This is a genomic window from Streptomyces rishiriensis, from assembly GCF_003112535.1.
In the GTDB taxonomy this organism is placed as follows: domain Bacteria; phylum Actinomycetota; class Actinomycetes; order Streptomycetales; family Streptomycetaceae; genus Streptomyces; species Streptomyces rishiriensis.
Genome location: NZ_BEWA01000014.1, coordinates 153,704 through 169,141 on the forward strand (window position 1 = coordinate 153,704; position 15,438 = coordinate 169,141).

At 72.5% G+C, this 15,438-nt stretch carries 14 protein-coding genes; 13 read left to right on the plus strand and 1 reads right to left on the minus strand.

Features of this window, described 5'->3' with window-relative positions; genetic code table 11:
• Positions 1 to 138 precede the first annotated feature (138 nt).
• From Sri02f_RS25340 to Sri02f_RS25395, 12 genes are all read left to right on the plus strand, one after another.
• Complete coding sequence (locus tag Sri02f_RS25340; protein ID WP_109003603.1) at positions 139 to 513, plus strand: hypothetical protein; 375 nt, start codon at positions 139 to 141, stop codon at positions 511 to 513.
• A gap of 211 nt (positions 514 to 724) precedes the next feature.
• Entirely contained in the window at positions 725 to 1,093 is a 369-nt protein-coding gene (locus Sri02f_RS25345; RefSeq protein ID WP_109003604.1) for an ArsR/SmtB family transcription factor, read from the plus strand.
• A 434-nt stretch (positions 1,094 to 1,527) separates the two neighbouring features.
• Positions 1,528 to 1,995: a hypothetical protein gene (locus Sri02f_RS25350; protein ID WP_109003605.1), complete on the plus strand. Its 468-nt coding sequence runs from the start codon at positions 1,528 to 1,530 to the stop codon at positions 1,993 to 1,995.
• A 346-nt stretch (positions 1,996 to 2,341) separates the two neighbouring features.
• Positions 2,342 to 3,793, plus strand: a complete 1,452-nt coding sequence (locus tag Sri02f_RS25355) for an ATP-binding protein (protein WP_109003606.1) — start codon at positions 2,342 to 2,344, stop codon at positions 3,791 to 3,793.
• The gene (locus tag Sri02f_RS25360; protein WP_069770261.1) at positions 3,790 to 4,212 is read left to right on the plus strand and encodes a roadblock/LC7 domain-containing protein; all 423 of its coding nucleotides are present in this window, start codon (positions 3,790 to 3,792) and stop codon (positions 4,210 to 4,212) included. Before Sri02f_RS25355 ends, Sri02f_RS25360 begins: the two co-directional genes overlap by 4 nt.
• Positions 4,209 to 4,574, plus strand: a complete 366-nt coding sequence (locus tag Sri02f_RS25365; protein ID WP_109003607.1) for a DUF742 domain-containing protein — start codon at positions 4,209 to 4,211, stop codon at positions 4,572 to 4,574. Before Sri02f_RS25360 ends, Sri02f_RS25365 begins: the two co-directional genes overlap by 4 nt.
• The gene (locus tag Sri02f_RS25370) at positions 4,543 to 5,169 is read left to right on the plus strand and encodes a GTP-binding protein (protein ID WP_109003608.1); all 627 of its coding nucleotides are present in this window, start codon (positions 4,543 to 4,545) and stop codon (positions 5,167 to 5,169) included. Before Sri02f_RS25365 ends, Sri02f_RS25370 begins: the two co-directional genes overlap by 32 nt.
• Positions 5,166 to 6,428 carry a cytochrome P450 family protein gene (locus Sri02f_RS25375; protein ID WP_109003609.1) on the plus strand — a complete coding sequence of 421 codons (1,263 nt, stop codon included), beginning with the start codon at positions 5,166 to 5,168 and terminating at the stop codon, positions 6,426 to 6,428. Before Sri02f_RS25370 ends, Sri02f_RS25375 begins: the two co-directional genes overlap by 4 nt.
• Positions 6,425 to 7,657: a cytochrome P450 family protein gene (locus Sri02f_RS25380; RefSeq protein ID WP_109003610.1), complete on the plus strand. Its 1,233-nt coding sequence runs from the start codon at positions 6,425 to 6,427 to the stop codon at positions 7,655 to 7,657. Before Sri02f_RS25375 ends, Sri02f_RS25380 begins: the two co-directional genes overlap by 4 nt.
• 549 nt (positions 7,658 to 8,206) lie before the next feature.
• Complete coding sequence (locus Sri02f_RS25385; RefSeq protein WP_167467612.1) at positions 8,207 to 8,827, plus strand: L-threonylcarbamoyladenylate synthase; 621 nt, start codon at positions 8,207 to 8,209, stop codon at positions 8,825 to 8,827.
• A gap of 152 nt (positions 8,828 to 8,979) precedes the next feature.
• Positions 8,980 to 9,735, plus strand: coding sequence for a dienelactone hydrolase family protein (locus Sri02f_RS25390; protein WP_109003611.1), 756 nt, complete (start codon positions 8,980 to 8,982; stop codon positions 9,733 to 9,735).
• 240 nt (positions 9,736 to 9,975) lie between these two features.
• Positions 9,976 to 11,103 carry a glycoside hydrolase family 64 protein gene (locus Sri02f_RS25395; RefSeq protein ID WP_245970791.1) on the plus strand — a complete coding sequence of 376 codons (1,128 nt, stop codon included), beginning with the start codon at positions 9,976 to 9,978 and terminating at the stop codon, positions 11,101 to 11,103.
• 66 nt (positions 11,104 to 11,169) lie between these two features.
• Here Sri02f_RS25395 and Sri02f_RS25400 read toward each other — a convergent pair whose 3' ends face one another.
• Complete coding sequence (locus tag Sri02f_RS25400) at positions 11,170 to 13,572, minus strand: M4 family metallopeptidase (RefSeq protein ID WP_109003613.1); 2,403 nt, start codon at positions 13,570 to 13,572, stop codon at positions 11,170 to 11,172.
• A 354-nt stretch (positions 13,573 to 13,926) separates the two neighbouring features.
• Between Sri02f_RS25400 and Sri02f_RS25405 the strand changes: the two genes are divergently transcribed.
• Complete coding sequence (locus Sri02f_RS25405) at positions 13,927 to 15,432, plus strand: metallophosphoesterase family protein (RefSeq protein WP_109003614.1); 1,506 nt, start codon at positions 13,927 to 13,929, stop codon at positions 15,430 to 15,432.
• Positions 15,433 to 15,438: the final 6 nt, after the last annotated feature.

Below are 15,438 nucleotides of genomic sequence, written 5' to 3' on the forward strand. Positions count from 1 at the left end.
GAGCGCAGATCTCCGCGTTCCAGAGTTCCTTGCGCCAGTCCCGGAGCACGTCACCCTCCCGGGGGACGTGCTCCGTACGGTCGGGGAACCAGCGGGGCCGGGGAAGACCGGGCCCGCGCAACCGGCGGGAGCAGCGCCATGGCGAATGTGGAGATCTCCATGAAAGAGACGATGACCGCGGTGGAGGGGGCGCTGGGGGTCGCCGTCGTGGACTACACCAGCGGAATGGCACTCGGCACGCTCGGCGGCGGCAAGGACCTCGACCTGAACGTCGCCGCGGCCGGCAACACCGATGTGATCCGCGCCAAGGTCCGCACCATGGAACACCTGGGCCTGAAGGGGGAGATCGAGGACATCCTGATCACGCTGGCGACCCAGTACCACCTGATCCGGCTGCTCAAGGGCCGGACCGGCAGCGGGCTGTTCATCTACCTGGTGCTGGACCGCGGCCGGTCCAACCTGGCCATGGCCCGCCACCAGCTGAAGCGGATCGAGTCCGAACTCGAGGTGTAGGGGACCTGACGGTCCTGGACTGCGCACGCCCTGGATGTGAAGATTTCTTCATCTCGACACATCCAGATCAGCGCATCACACGGGTGTGCGGAGCCGGCAGCCGTCAGGATCGGGACGAAGCACTCGCGCGCGGCGGCGTACGGCCGGCGGGGCGGGCCGCCGTGCCAGCGAGGATCAAGCACCGAACGCGGCAGGGAGCGAGCGATCGACCATGCAGGTTCCCCTCTACCAGGCCAAGGCCGAGTTCTTCCGCATGCTCGGGCACCCGGTGCGCATCCGGGTCCTCGAACTGCTGCAGGGCGGCCCCGTCGCCGTGCGGGACCTGCTCACCGAGATCGAGATCGAACCCTCCAGCCTGTCGCAGCAGTTGGCCGTGTTGAGACGCTCCGGGATCGTCGTCTCGATCCGGGAGGGCTCGACGGTCAGCTACGCGCTGGCAGGCGGTGACGTGGCCGAGCTGCTGCGCGCCGCCCGCCGCATCCTCACCGAACTCCTGGCGGGCCAGAACGAGTTGCTGGCCGAACTGCGTCAGGCCGAGCCGCCGGTGCCGGTGCCGCAGCGCAGCGCGGGGCCGAGCTGACGCAAGCCCGCGGGCGGGACGCCCGCCCAGGGACCCGCAGGGGCGTGCACAGCAGCGCACGGAGCGGCGCGTGCGGCGGCGCGCGGAATTCCGTGCACAGCCGCGCACGGAATGGCGCGTGCGGCGGCGCACGGAATGGCATGCGAAGGCACACGAAGGGCCCGGCTGTCGCGATCGTGCGTACCGTCCGGGCCCTTCGGGCTGCCGCGGACAGCCGCCGCCGGGACGGGCGCGCGGCAGCTCCGTGCGGAGCCGGGAGCCCGTGCGGTCGTGCGCCGGGGCGGGCGGTGAGCCGAGCCGAACAGCGGCGCGGGCCTCGAACGAAACACACCGAAACGCCAGGGTTCGCCACCCCTTCCGCCACGTAGAAATATCTACCAGCATGCATATGCCCGGTCGGCATGCGGCCACCGGGGACGTCACACGGAGCCGACATGAGCGATGCGATGTGGATGCGCGGAGTGGAGTGGCTCTCCGCCGCCGCGACGGACCCTCGGCTGTGCAAGCGGGAGTGGGACCAGGGCGACGGGGTGGCGCTGCTGGAGGCGGGCCGCTACTGGGACGTGCTCAGCGTACCGGACCGGCTGGGACTGCTCGCTCTGGACCTGCTGTGGCAGGCCCCCTGTCCCGCGCCGGGGCCGACGCTGGTCGACACCGCCGCGCACCGGGTGGGCTTCTTCCTGCCGCCCGATCCCGCCAGCCGGTGGATCGGGGCCGGACTGCGGCGAGCGAGCCGCGGTTCATGGGTGGCGGTGCCTCCCCCGTACCGGGCCGCCCGCTTCGTGGAGTGGCTGGTGCCGCCGGACGGGACGGGCTCCCTGCACGCGCCCGGAAGGCTGGAACTGGCGTTGAGACAGGCCAACGGCACGCTGGCCGTGCTCTCGCCGACGATCGAGGTGTGACCCGTCAGGCGCGCCGGCCTTCGCCCCCGTAGAGCGGTCGCGCGAGCGCGAGCGCGAGGGGCAGGGCGTGGCCGGTGCCGGTCGGCGCAGAGGGGGTGGCGACGGACCGGACCTCCTGAACCGGGTGTCCGCGCTGTCGCCCAATTCGCTTGCGGCGTAAGGCAATTCCGACAGTCGGCGCAGAAGTGAACAGATACCGGGCACTTTCCGAGCCAAGTCTCGCTCGACCGTGCGGGATCGATCGATGACGGTGTGTACTGTGCTGCGAGTGCCCGGTCCGAGCCCGTCGGACCCACCTCTGCCCTGAACGCCGCGACGCCGCCCGACCTCCACTGGAACCGAATCCATGATCGAATTACCGGACCTCGTGGCCGGCGCCCTGGCCGCCGGCACACTGTCCGCGTTCGCCCTCGGCGGCGGGCTGGCGCGTTCACGGCGGCGACAGAACCGGCAGCTCGCGGAGATCGCCGCGCTGCGCACCCGACTCGACGGCACCGCACGGGCGTTCACGGCCGAGGTCGAGCATCTGGCGACGCAGCGCGTGCCGGCCGCCGCGCGCCAGGTGGCCCACCCGCACCTGGCCGTGCCCGGGCCCCTCCAGCCGCTCACCGCCGGCACCCCGCTGGGCATCGCCCTGGAGAACGCGGTGCTGGCGCTGCAGTCCGAGGCTGCCGCCCAGCGCACCCGGATCGACGCCGCGGCGCAGGCCGGCATGCGGGGCGCCGTCCGGGAGATCCAGGCCGCCCTGTACCGGCTGCAGGACGCGCTGCGCGGTCTCCAACAGCGTTACGACGATCCGGAGCTGGCGCAGACCCTGTTCCGGCTGGACCACGAGAACGAGCAGTCGCTGCGCCGCGCGCAGGTCGCGGCCGTGGTGTGCGGCGCCTGGGTCGGGCTGGCACGCGAGGAGTCGCACCTGGTGGACGCGGTGACCGGCGGCCAGGCGCGGCTCGCGGGCTATCAGCGGGTCCAGGTCCACAACCACCTCGAACCCGGAACGGCCCTGGTCTCGCACGCCGTGGAGCCGGTGGCCGTCATCGTCGCCGAGCTGCTCGACAACGCGCTCCGGCACTCCGCCCCCGACACCGACGTCGTGGTCAGCCTGGAGCACGTCCATCACGGGGTGTGCGTCACCGTCGACGACGCGGGCCTGGGCATGACGCACGACGAACGGGAGCGCGCCCAGCGGCTGGTGGCCGGCGACGATCCCATCCTGCTCACCGACCTCGGCGACCCGCCGCGCATGGGCCTCGCCGCGATCGGACGGCTGACCAGGCAGTTCGACCTGAGTGTCGACCTCTCCTCGGCCTCCCCCTACGGCGGCGTGCGCGCGGTGCTGCGGGTCGACAGCCATCTCCTCAGCCGCCTCGACCCGGCCGACCGGCCACCGGCCGCGAGCGCACCGCGCACGACGCGCACGACGCGCAGGACGGCCCCCGACCGGGCCGCCGCCCCCACCCCCGCCCACGCCTACGGGACGGAGGCCGGCGCTCCGGAGGCGCCGCCCGGGCACCGGGAACCGCAGGACGACGAGGGCGACGGACTGCCGCAGCGCCGGCGTCGCACCAGGACCGCGGCCCCGGCACCGGCGGCGGCGCCGGCGCGCAGTCCCGCGCGCCGCCCGGAGGACGCCGCGGCCGCCCTCGGCGCGCTGCAGTCCGGCACCGCCGCGGCGCGCGCCGCCGCCGGGGACCCCGGCGACAGCCCCCGCCCGCACGCCGCAGCCGACCACACCGACCGGAACAACGACATCGACCACATCGACCACATCGACGACGAAGGGGGCGCGGCCAGATGACCAGCCGCAACACGGGCGACACGGCATGGGTGCTGGAGCCGATCCTGCAGGTGCCGCACGTGCTGGCCGCCGTCATGCTGACCCGGGACGGTCTCGTGACGGGGTACACCGACGCCCTGTCCCAGCCCTCGGCGGAGCGGGTGGCCGCCATCACCAGCACCGTGCAGGGCGCCTGTCGTACGGCGGCGGCCGCGTTCGCGGACCGGGAGCGCGCCGAGGTACGGCAGATCGTCATCGAGTCCGACCACGGGTACGTGCTGATCGTGCCGACCGACCACGGCACCTGCGTGGCCGCTTACGGCGACGCGGAGGTGCGGCTGGACCTGCTGGCCCACCGGCTGCACTCGCAGGTGGCGCGACTGGGCGAGAAGGCCATGGCGGCCGCGGCCCGAGGAGCCGACGACAACCCTCCGGCATGACCGGCCGCCCGGCCGGCCGGCCCCTGGTTCCCGCCTACCTGTCGACCGGCGGCGTGACCCGGCCCAGCCGCCCGCACCTGGAGCGGCTTTCGGTGCTCGCCCGCAGCGGCGAGCCGCCGCCCGCGGGGCTCCCCGCCGCCGAACTCGCCCTGCTGGACAGTCTGGAGGGCGGCTCGCTCGCCGTGGTGGAGGCGGCCGCGCTGCTCCGGCTGCCGGTCTCCGCCGTGCGGGTGCTGGCGGCCGACCTCGTCGACCGGGACCTGGTCCTCGCCCGCGCGCCGATTCCGCCCGCCGAACGGTACGACCCCGACCTGCTGAAAAGAGTGGCCGATGGCCTCCGCGCCCTCAAGCTCCGCCCGTAGCGCCGGCGCGACCGGCGCCGTCCACCTGCCCGACACCGACCGCGACCTGGTGAAGATCCTGGTCGCGGGGCCGTTCGGGGTGGGCAAGACGACCCTCATCGACTCGGTGTCGGAGATCCGGCCGCTGCACACCGAGGAACCCCTGTCCGAGGCGTCCGCGGGCGTGGACGACGTGGCCGGCGTGCGGGAGAAGTCCACGACGACCGTCGCCATCGACTTCGGCCGCATCAGCCTGCCCGGCGGCGTCGTGCTGTACCTGTTCGGCACGCCCGGCCAGGAGCGCTTCCGGGCGCTGTGGGACGACATCGCGCACGGCGCGCTGGGGGCCCTCGTCCTGGTCGACAGCCGCCGGCTCGACGCGTCGTTCGACGTGCTGGGGCTGGTCGAGGAGAGCGGACTGCCGTACGCGGTGGCCTTCAACGCCTTCCCCGACGCACCGCGCCACTACGGCGAGGAACGGCTGCGCCGGGCGCTGGACCTGGAGCCGGGGACGCCGATGGTGACCTGCGACGCCCGCGACACGAACTCCTCGGTCGACGCGCTGCTCGCACTGGTCGACCATCTCGTCGGGCGCTTCCCGGCGGAGGCCCGGTGAACGCCTGTCCCGCCGACCGGCGCGCCTTCACCCGGACCGCGCCCGTACGGCTGTGGGAGGACGGCTTCGCGTCGGACCCGCACCGCTACTACGCCGCGCTGCGCTCCCAAGGAGTCGTCGGGTGGGCCGAGTTGGCGCCCGGGGTGCCCGCGTACGTGGTCACCGAGCGGCGGGCGGCGCTGGACGTGCTGCACGACACCGAGACGTTCTCGCACGATCCACGGGCCTGGGAGGCCACCGTGCCCGCGGACTCGCCGGTGCTGGGGATGATGCGGTGGCGGCCCAACGCCCTCTTCGCCGACGGTGCGGAGCACCTGCGCTACCGGACCACCCTCATCGACGTCTTCGACCTGGTCGAACCGCACGACCTGCGCGGGCGCGTGCACCGGGCGGTACGGCTGCTGGCCGGCCGCATCGGTCCGCGCGGCGAGGCCGACCTGGTAGCGGACTTCGCGCGGCCGGTGATCGCCCTGGTGCTCAACGACCTGTTCGGGCTGCCCGACAGCCAGGGCGACCGGCTCAACGAGGGCCTGGGCAAGATGATGGAGGGCGGGGCGCAGGCCGCCGAGGGCGAGGCGCAGTACGCCCAGTACGTGCTGGAGCTCATCGCGGCCAAGGCCGCCCGGCGCGGCGACGACCTGCCCAGCCATCTGCTGGACCACCCGGCCGGACTGACCCGGGAGGAGGTCACCTGGCAGGTGTTCCTCACCCTCGGCGCCGGCTACGAGCCGACCGCCAACCTGCTGTCGAACACCCTGTCCAGGATCCTGGGCAACCCGGCGTACTACTCCACGCTCACCAGCGGCGCCCGTCCGGTCATGGACGCGGTGGTGGAGGTGCTGCACCACGAGACTCCGCTGGCGAACTACGGCGTCTACTACGTCCGCAGGCCCGTCTCCTTCCACGGGGTGTGGCTGAGGGAGGCGGTGCCGGTCGTGGTCTCGTACGGGGCGCTCGGGCGGTTCGCCGAGCGGGAGGACGTCGCCGGCCGGCATCCCGCCGACGCCTCGCATCTGTCGTGGGGCGCCGGGGCGCACGCCTGTCCGGCCAAGCAGCACACACTGCTGCTCGTCACCGAGGCGATCGAGCAACTCACCCAGTGGCTGCCCGACCTGGACCCCGTGCTGCCCCGCGAACGGCTGGCCTGGCGGCCGGGCCCGTTCCACCGCTCGCTGAGCGCGCTGCCCGTCCGTTTCAGCCCCCGCTCCCCCGCCACCGCCTCCGCCGCCTCCTCCCCCTCGCAAGGAGCCCGTCCGTGACCGTGACCGACCGCATCGCCCTCGACCCGTTCGGCGCCGATGTGCACGCCGAGAGCGCCCGGCTGCGCGCGCTCGGCCCGATCGTGCCCGTCGAACTGCCGGGCGGCATTCCGGCCTGGGCGCCCACCGGGTACGACACCCTCAAGGCACTGATCCTGGACCCGCAGGTCAGCAAGGATCCCCGACGGCACTGGCGGCACTGGCCGGAGCTGGCCGAACACCCCTCCTGGGGCTGGATCCTGGGCTGGGTCGGCGTGATCAACATGCTCTCCACCTACGGCGCCGACCACGCGCGGCTGCGCCGGCTGGTGGCGCCGAGCTTCACCCACCGGCGCACCGAGGCGCTGCGCGAGCGCGTGGAGGCGATCACCACCGAACTGCTCGACGCCCTCGCCCGGGACGCCGACGGCGGGTCGGCGGTGGACTTGAAGGCCGCGTTCGCCCACCCGCTGCCGATGCGGATCATCTGCGAACTCTTCGGCGTCCCGGAGGAGTTGAGGCCCGCCACCGGTCGGCTCATCGCGGCGATCATGGACACCTCCGATCCGAGTGCGGAGCACGCCGCGTTCGTGCAGGAGCAGATCGGCACGGTGCTGGGCTCGCTCATCGCCCACAAGAGCGGGCAGCCCGGCGACGACCTGACGACCGAGCTGATCCGGGTGCGTGACGAGGAGGGCGACCGGCTGAGCGACGAGGAGCTGCTGTACACGTTGCTGCTGGTCATCGGGGCCGGCTTCGAGACGACCGTGAACCTCGTCGGGAACGCGGCGGTGGCGCTGCTGCGCCGGCCCGAGCAGCTGGCGGCCGTGCGCCGGGGCGAGATCGGCTGGGACGCCGTCGTGGACGAGACGCTGCGGCTGTATCCGTCGATCGCCACGCTGCCGCTGCGCTTCGCCGTGAGCGATCTGAAGGTCGGCGACGTGACGATCCCGGCCGGCGACGCCATCATCACGACCTACGCGGCGGCGAACGCGGACCCGGCTCATTACGGGCCGGACGCCGAGGAGTTCGACGCGGCCCGCGGGGCGGAGGACCATCTGGCCTTCGGGATCGGCGTGCACCGGTGCATCGGGGCGCCCCTGGCCCGTATGGAGGCGCTCACGGCGCTTCCGGCCCTGTTCGAGCGGTTCCCCGGACTGCGGCTGGACACCGCGGCCGGGGAGTTGCAGCAGGTTCCCTCGTTCATCGCGTGCGGCTGGCGGGAGATCCCGGTCAGGCTGCGCGGCTGACCGGACGCGAGGGCGCGACCGCTCCTCCTCCGGCGATCGCCCCCCGGGGTTCCCCGACGCCATGTCCGCGCCTCCGCCGTGCGCGTCGTGCCATCGGCGTGCGCGTCGTGCCGGTGCCCGCTCGGGGTCCGCAGGACTCACCTGCGCACGGATGAGTCCCGGCCGCGCCGATGACTCCAGGTGGGTGCCGATGACTCCTGGTGACCGGATTTCGCGCCTCACCTGGGAGAGGTGGCTGCCGGAGGCGACCGCCACGCGCCGGAGCCTCGCCGCCGCAGACGACGGAGCAGGGGCGGCAGCCGTCGCCGGGCCACCGCCGGACCGCCGCCCGGCCCCCGTGCGGCCCCGCCCGGCCGAGCGCGTCGGCTGGCGGCCGCACGGCGGCGCACGAGCAGTGGGTGGCCCAGGGGGCGGCCCGAGGCGCGGGGCGGCCACAGCGCTGCCCTCGGGTCCCGCGCCGGGCCCGTCGGCGTCCGCGGGGCGGGCCTGTCGGCGTCCGCGGGGCGGGCCCGCGCGGTCCCGCCCCTCGGCACGGCATAAGCTCAGTCAATGGCGAAGTACTACGACGTGCACCCCGACAACCCCCAGCCACGCACCATCTCCCAGGTCGCGGCCGCCATCCGGGCGGACGCGCTGATCGCGTATCCGACGGATTCCTGCTACGCCCTGGGCTGCCGGCTGGGCAGCAAGGACGGCATCGACCGCATCCGGTCCATCCGCGAGCTCGACGACCGGCACCACTTCACGCTGGTCTGCCAGGACTTCGCGCAGCTCGGCCAGTTCGTCCGGGTCGACAAGGACGTGTTCCGCGCGGTCAAGGCGTCGACGCCCGGCAGTTACACCTTCATCCTCCCGGCGACGAAGGAGGTGCCGCGCATGCTCCAGCACCCGAAGAAGAAGACGGTGGGCGTGCGCATCCCGGACCACGTGGTCACCCAGGCCCTGCTGGCCGAGCTCGGCGAACCGCTGCTGTCCAGCACTCTGTTGCTGCCCGGCGAGGACGAGCCGATGACCCAGGGCTGGGAGATCAAGGACAGGCTCGACCACGTGGTGGACGGCGTGCTCGACTCCGGGGAATGCGGGACCGAGCCGACGACGGTGATCGACTTCTCCGAGGGCGAGGCGCAGATCGTGCGGTACGGGGCGGGCGACCCCTCGCGGTTCGAGTAGCGGGACCTGCGCAGGGAAGCAGCGGGACCTGCGCCGGGGCCCCTCGCGGCCGGATGATCGGTGCGTGCAACGATGAGCCGGTGTCACCGGCCCCGGCCCGGCCGGGACCGTCGACCGCTCGTCGCCGTGCACCGCGCAGAGAGGCTCCCCCCATGACCGCCGTACAGGGAACAGCAGTGGACATCCCCACCGGGGACGGCGTCGCCGACGCCTATCTCGCCCGTCCCGCCGACGGCGCGCCCCGCCCGGGCGTGCTGCTCTACCAGGACGCCTTCGGACTGCGGCCGCATCTGCGGGCGATGGCCGACCGGCTGGCCGAAGCCGGCTACGCGGTGCTCGTCCCCAACCTGTTCTACCGTCACGGACGCGCCCCCGTGATGGAGTTGCCCGAGTTCATCGACCCGGCGGCGCGCCCGGAGATCTTCGAGACGCTGTACCCGTACGTGCTGGCGCTCACCCCCGAGCTGATCGTCCGGGACGCCGACGCGTATCTGCGGTGGATACAGGAGAGCCCTCTGGTCGCGGACGGTCCGGTCGCGGTGACCGGATACTGCATGGGCGCCCGGCTCACCCTGGCCACCGCCGGCGCCCATCCGGACCGGGTCGCGGCGGCGGCCGGTTTCCACGGCAGCCGTCTCGTCACCGACGCGCCGGACAGCCCGCACCTGGCCGCCGAGCACATCAGGTGCGAGGTGTACTTCGGTCACGCCGACAACGACCCGGGCCTGCCGCCGGAGCAGATCGCGCGCTTCGAGGAGGCCCTCACGGCCGCCGGCGTACGGCACACCTGCGAGGTCTACGCCGGCGCCGAGCACGGTTACACGCAGGCCGACACCTCCGCGTACGACGAGGCGGCCGCGGAGCGGCACTGGACCGCGCTGCTGGACCTGCTGAAGCGGACCTTCTGAACCGTCCGCCGGATCATGGGCCGCGCGCGGCCCGTACGGAACGCCCGTGGCCCGGAAGGGCCGCGGGCGTCGTCTTTTGCTGAAGTCGTTGACATGGGCACTACCCGATGCGACGTTGAGAGCGCTCTCAAGAAGGTACGGACCAACCCCACAGGCCTACCCGCACGGAGGTGGAGAGTGCTCACCAGGAACGCCTTCAGACTGCTGGGAGCGGTCGCCCTCGTCGGCGCACTGCTCACCATGGGACCCCCGCCGGTCGCCCGGGCCGCCGTCCCGGACACCGTCCCACTGAAGATCACCAACAACTCGGGCCGCGGCGAACCCGTCTACGTGTACAACCTCGGCACCCAGCTGTCGTCGGGCCGTCAGGGCTGGGCGGACGCGAACGGCGGCTTCCACGCGTGGCCCGCCGGCGGCAACCCGCCCACCCCCGCGCCGGACGCGTCGATCACCGGACCGGCCGCCGGACAGTCGACCACCATCCGGATGCCCAGGTTCTCCGGCCGGATCTACTTCTCGTACGGGCAGAAGCTCGACTTCCGGCTCACCACCGGCGGGCTGGTGCAGCCGGCCGTGCAGAACCCGAGCGACCCCAACCGCGCGATCCTGTTCAACTGGTCGGAGTACACGCTCGACGACGCCGGGCTGTGGCTCAACAGCACCCAGGTCGACATGTTCTCCGCGCCCTACGCGGTCGGGGTGCAGCGCTCCGACGGGGTCACCGTCAGCACCGGGCATCTCAGGCCAGGTGGCTACACCGGCTTCTTCAACGCCCTGCGCGGCCAGCCCGGCGGCTGGGCGAACCTGATCCAGACCCGCTCCGACGGCACCGTGCTGCGCGCGCTCTCCCCCCTGTACGGGGTGGAGACCGGGGTGCTCCCGGCCGGCGTCATGGACGACTACGTCAACCGCGTGTGGCAGAAGTACGCGACGACGACGCTGACCGTGACACCGTTCGCCGACCAGCCGGGCACGAAGTACTACGGCCGGGTCTCGGGCGGGGTCATGAACTTCACCAACGCCTCCGGAGCCGTCGTCACCAGCTTCCAGAAGCCGGACGCGGCCAGCGTGTTCGGCTGTCACCGGCTGCTGGACGCCCCGAACGACGCCGTGCGCGGGCCGATCTCGAGGACCCTGTGCGCGGGCTTCAACCGCTCCACGCTGCTGGTGAACCCCGCGCAGCCGGACACCACGACGACGGACTTCTACCAGGATCCGGTGACCAACCACTACGCGCGCAAGATCCACGCGCAGATGGCCGACGGGAAGGCGTACGCGTTCGCGTTCGACGACGTGGGCCACCAGGAGTCGCTCGTCCACGACGGCTCTCCGCGTCAGGCGTACCTGACGCTCGACCCGCTGAGCTGAGCGGACAGGCGACGTCCCGCCCACGGAGGGACCCGTGGGCGGGACGTCGTCGTCGGAGGGAGCGGATCAGCCGGTGGTGACGGCCGTGTCGTCCACGACGAAGCTGGTCTGCAGAGAGGAGTCCTCGACGCCGGAGAACTTCAGGGTCACCGTGGAGCCCGCGAAGGACCCGAGGCTGAGGGACTTCTGCACGTAGCCGGAGGCCGCGTTCAGGTTGGAGTACGTGGCCAGTGTGGTCGACCCGGCGGTGACCGTCAGCTTGTCGTACTGGCTGCTGGTGGTGGTCTCGGCCGTGTCGACGTGCAGGTAGAACGTGAACGTGGTGTTGGTGCAGCCGCTCGGGATCGTCACCGACTGCGAGAGCGTGTCGGTGTGGGTCGACCCGTAGCCGTCGAGCCACGCCTTGTAGGAGCCGGTGCGGGCCGCCTGGCTGCCGGAGTTGGTGATGACGCCGCTGGAGGCGGTCCAGGCGGTGCTGCCCGACTCGAAGCCCGCGTTGCCCAGGAGCTGTGTGGCCGTGCAGGTGCCGCCGCCGGTGGAGTTGACCGTCCAGGTGAAGGCCGCGGTGCCGGTCGCGCCGGTCGAGTCGGTCACCGTCACGGTGGTGCTGGAGGATCCGGCCGTGGTCGGCGTGCCGGAGATCAGGCCGGTGGAGGAGTTGATCGACAGGCCGGCGGGCAGTCCCGTCGCCGCGTACGTGAGCGAGCCGCCGTTCGTGCTGCTCGCCGAGACCTGCAGGCTCACCGCGGTGCCGACCTTCGAGGTCTGGCTGCCCGGGTTGGTGACCGTGACGCCCGTCGAGGGGACCGTGATGTGACCGCCGACGTTGATGCCGGCGAACGCGTTGCCGACACCCGCGTACTGGGCGGAGCCGGAGCCGTACAGCGCCGCGGCCGCGTTCAGGGCCGCGGTGCGAGCGCCCGCGTAGTTGGTGCTGGACGTCATGTACGTCGTCAGCGCCTTGTACCAGATCTGCAGCGCGGCGGCCCGGCCGATGCCCGCGACGGCCACGCCGTCGGAGGTCGTGCTGTTGTAGGTGACGCCGTTGATGGTCTTGGTGCCGCTGCCCTCGGAGAGCAGGTAGAACATGTGGTTCGCCGGGCCCGAGGAGTAGTGCACGTCGAGGTTGCCGACGCCGGAGTACCAGCTGTCGGCGGAGCCGCCGTCCTTGCTGGGCTTGTCCATGTACCGCAGCGGGCTGCCGTCGCCGTTGATGTCGATCTTCTCGCCGATGAGGTAGTCGCCCACGTCGGAGGAGTTGTTGGCGTAGAACTCCACGCCGGTGCCGAAGATGTCGGAGGTGGCCTCGTTCAGGCCGCCCGACTCACCGGTGTAGTCGAGGCCCGCGGTGTTGGAGGTGACGCCGTGGCTCATCTCGTGGCCGGCCACGTCCAGCGAGGTCAGCGCGTGGGTGTTGCCGGTGCCGTCGCCGTACGTCATGCAGAAGCAGCTGTCGTCCCAGAACGCGTTGACGTACGCCGAGCTGTAGTGGACGCGCGAGTAGGCGGCGACGCCGTCGTTCTTGATGCCGCTGCGGCCGAAGGTGTTCTTGTAGAAGTCCCAGGTGGTCTGGGCGCCGTAGGCGGCGTCCGCGCCGGCCGTCTGGGTGTTGGAGCCGGAGCCCGTGCCCCACACGTCGTCCGCGTCCGTCATCAGCGTGCCGGTGCCGGACGTGCCGTTGTTGAGGCTGTACGTCTTGTGGCCGCCGCGCGTGGTGTCGTACAGCTGGTAGGTCGACCCGGACAGCGTGGTGGACAGGCTGACCGAGCCGCTGTACTGGGTGTTGCCGGTGCCGGTCTCGATGCCCTCGTACCGGGAGAGTTCGGCGCCGGTGACGGCGTCGGTGATGACGTGGAGTTTGCTCGGCGTGCCGTCGTCCTGCAGACCGCTGACCACGGTCTCCCAGGCGAGCTTCGGGGCGCCCGTGCCCGCCCAGATCACCTTGCGGGCACTCCTGGCGGCCGGGTCCTTGGCGTCGAGGGCCTCGGCGGCCTTGAGCGCCTTGGTCTCGGCGGCCGCCTTGCTGTACGTGGCGGTCGTGGACCTGACCGAGACGGTACGGCGGTTGTTGTTGAACGTCGTGCTCACCGTGCCGGCGGCCAGCGAGGCCGGGGGCGTGTGCACGACGAGGTCGCCGCCCAGGACGGGCAGTCCGGCGTAGGTGCGCTCGTAACGCGTGTGCACGGTACCGTCGTTGTCCTTCACGACGTCCTTGACGACCAGTTTCTCCTGGGCGCCCAGGCCCAGGGTCTGCGCCGTCTGCGCCGTCTTCGCCTCGGCGCTCCTGATCAGGGTCGCGTGCTGGGCGGGCGTGAGGTGGGCGGGCAGGCCGCCGGTGCGCAGGGGCGTGGGGTGGGGGGCTGCGGACGCCGCGGTCGCCGGAACCGACTGGACTCCGAGGGCCAGGAGGGCGGCGGTGGAGAGCAGGGCTGCTCCGACCGCGGTCCGCTTGCGGGGGTTGGGTCTCACTCGTTCTCCTACTGCTGCGGCCGGTGGGATCGGCCGGTGACAGACCGGGCAGACGGGTGTGCTGTCCGGGACGAGCTGAGCGGTGCGGGACCGTGAACACGTGGGGCACCGTGCCGCCGGTGTGCGGCAGTTGGGTGGGAGGATGACAGGCTTGTCGGTGGCATGTCAGCCCGCCCGGGATGCTTCAAGGGTTATCCCTCGGTTCCGGACGCCATCGCCGCCTCGCCGCCCGGCCCGGCTGTGAACGGCCTGTGCGTCCGCTGTCCGGCGACGGGGCGCACTCCCGCCGCGCACCACGCCGTCGCCGGTCACCCGACTCCCGCCCGCCTTGTGGATCATTGCTACGGTGCACCCGTGTCTGACTCCTCACGCGATACCGCCGCGGGCGCCGGCTGGGGCGACGCCGAACGTGGCGCGTACCGACAGCTCATGCCCGGCGGGGTCGAGAAGATCTCGTGGCTGAACCCCCGGCTCCTGTGGGCCGCCCGCAACGGAGTGCTCGCCTCCTGGTTCGGCGATCCCACGGGACGCACCCGGGGCCGCCTGGTGGCACAGCGGGCGGCCGCCGGCGCACCGGCCGACAAGATCGTCCGGCGCACCGACCCGGACGAGTTCTCCTTCATGGTGATCGGCGACACCGGTGAGGGCGACGACCCGCAATACGCGGTGGTGCCAGGCTTCCTGAGGGTCAGTCAGGGAACGTCCTTCACCGTCCTGGCCAGCGATGTCATCTACCCCGTCGGCAGCGCCGACGACTACGAGACCAAGTTCTTCCGTCCGTACCGCGACTACCGGGCCCCCATCTACGCGATACCGGGCAACCACGACTGGTACGAGGACCTCGGCGCGTTCATGCGGGTCTTCTGCGACGACGCCCCGCCCCTTCCCCCTGAGCCCGCGCCGCGCCCCCCGAGCCGCGCCTGGCTGCGCTCGCTGCTGTGGCACCGCCCGCGCCCGGGCGACGGCCGACGCCTCACGCAGGCACGGGCGTTGCGCGGCGACCCCGTCCAACAGGCCGTGCAGCCAGGACCGTACTGGGCGATCGACGCCGGCCCGGTCCGGATCATCGGGATCGACACCGGGCTCCTCGGCGTCCTGGACGCCGAACAGGGCGCATGGCTGCGCGAGGTGTCCCAGGGGCCCCGCCCGAAGATCCTGATCACGGGCTCGCCCCTGTACGTCGACGGAGAGCACCGCCCGTGCCCCATCGAGGGCGGCGGCACCGTCGACGACATCGTCAGCGCGCCCGCACACCGCTATGTGGCGGCGATAGGCGGCGACATCCACAACTACCAGCGTTACCCGGTGCGCCTCGCGGACGGCCGGACCCTGCAGTACGTCGTCGCGGGCGGCGGGGGCGCCTTCATGCACGCCACGCACACCATCCCCCGGGTGTCCGTCGCGGGCGTCACGGAAGGCGACTTCCGCTGTTATCCGCTGCGCGGCGACTCCCTGGCCTTCTACAGCCGGCTCTACGGGCGCCGGCTGCGGCTGCGCCGCTTCTTCGCCCTCAGCGAGGAGGAGGCCCAGGCGGTCGTCGCCGAGCGGCTCGGCATCCCGCCCACCCGCGCGCCGGGACCGCAGGTGCGCGTGACGCGGCGGATCCGGCTGATCGCCTCCCTGCTGGGCGCGGGCAACCGGCCCGAGCGCCGCAACCGCTTCCGGCTGCCCGTGCGCAAGATCTACACCCAGCTGTTCTCGCCCGGCTCGGCCACCTACAGCCCGCCGTTCTTCAAGTGCTTCCTGCGCCTGGACGTCTCACCCGAGGCGGTCCGGCTGCGCTGCCACGCGGCCACCGGCAACCTGGCGCAGGAGCTGAACCCGCCGGTCGAGGACGAGGTCACCATCCCGCTGGTCTGAGCCCGC

Excerpts from the sequence above, each read along its gene's own strand:
- Sri02f_RS25340 (WP_109003603.1), top strand. The coding sequence starts at position 139 with ATGGCGAATGTGGAGATCTCCATGAAAGAGACGATGACCGCGGTGGAG.
- Sri02f_RS25345 (WP_109003604.1), top strand. The coding sequence starts at position 725 with ATGCAGGTTCCCCTCTACCAGGCCAAGGCCGAGTTCTTCCGCATGCTC.
- Sri02f_RS25350 (WP_109003605.1), top strand. The coding sequence starts at position 1,528 with ATGAGCGATGCGATGTGGATGCGCGGAGTGGAGTGGCTCTCCGCCGCC.
- Sri02f_RS25355 (WP_109003606.1), top strand. The coding sequence starts at position 2,342 with ATGATCGAATTACCGGACCTCGTGGCCGGCGCCCTGGCCGCCGGCACA.
- Sri02f_RS25360 (WP_069770261.1), top strand. The coding sequence starts at position 3,790 with ATGACCAGCCGCAACACGGGCGACACGGCATGGGTGCTGGAGCCGATC.
- Sri02f_RS25365 (WP_109003607.1), top strand. The coding sequence starts at position 4,209 with ATGACCGGCCGCCCGGCCGGCCGGCCCCTGGTTCCCGCCTACCTGTCG.
- Sri02f_RS25370 (WP_109003608.1), top strand. The coding sequence starts at position 4,543 with ATGGCCTCCGCGCCCTCAAGCTCCGCCCGTAGCGCCGGCGCGACCGGC.
- Sri02f_RS25385 (WP_167467612.1), top strand. The coding sequence starts at position 8,207 with ATGGCGAAGTACTACGACGTGCACCCCGACAACCCCCAGCCACGCACC.
- Sri02f_RS25390 (WP_109003611.1), top strand. The coding sequence starts at position 8,980 with ATGACCGCCGTACAGGGAACAGCAGTGGACATCCCCACCGGGGACGGC.
- Sri02f_RS25395 (WP_245970791.1), top strand. The coding sequence starts at position 9,976 with ATGGGACCCCCGCCGGTCGCCCGGGCCGCCGTCCCGGACACCGTCCCA.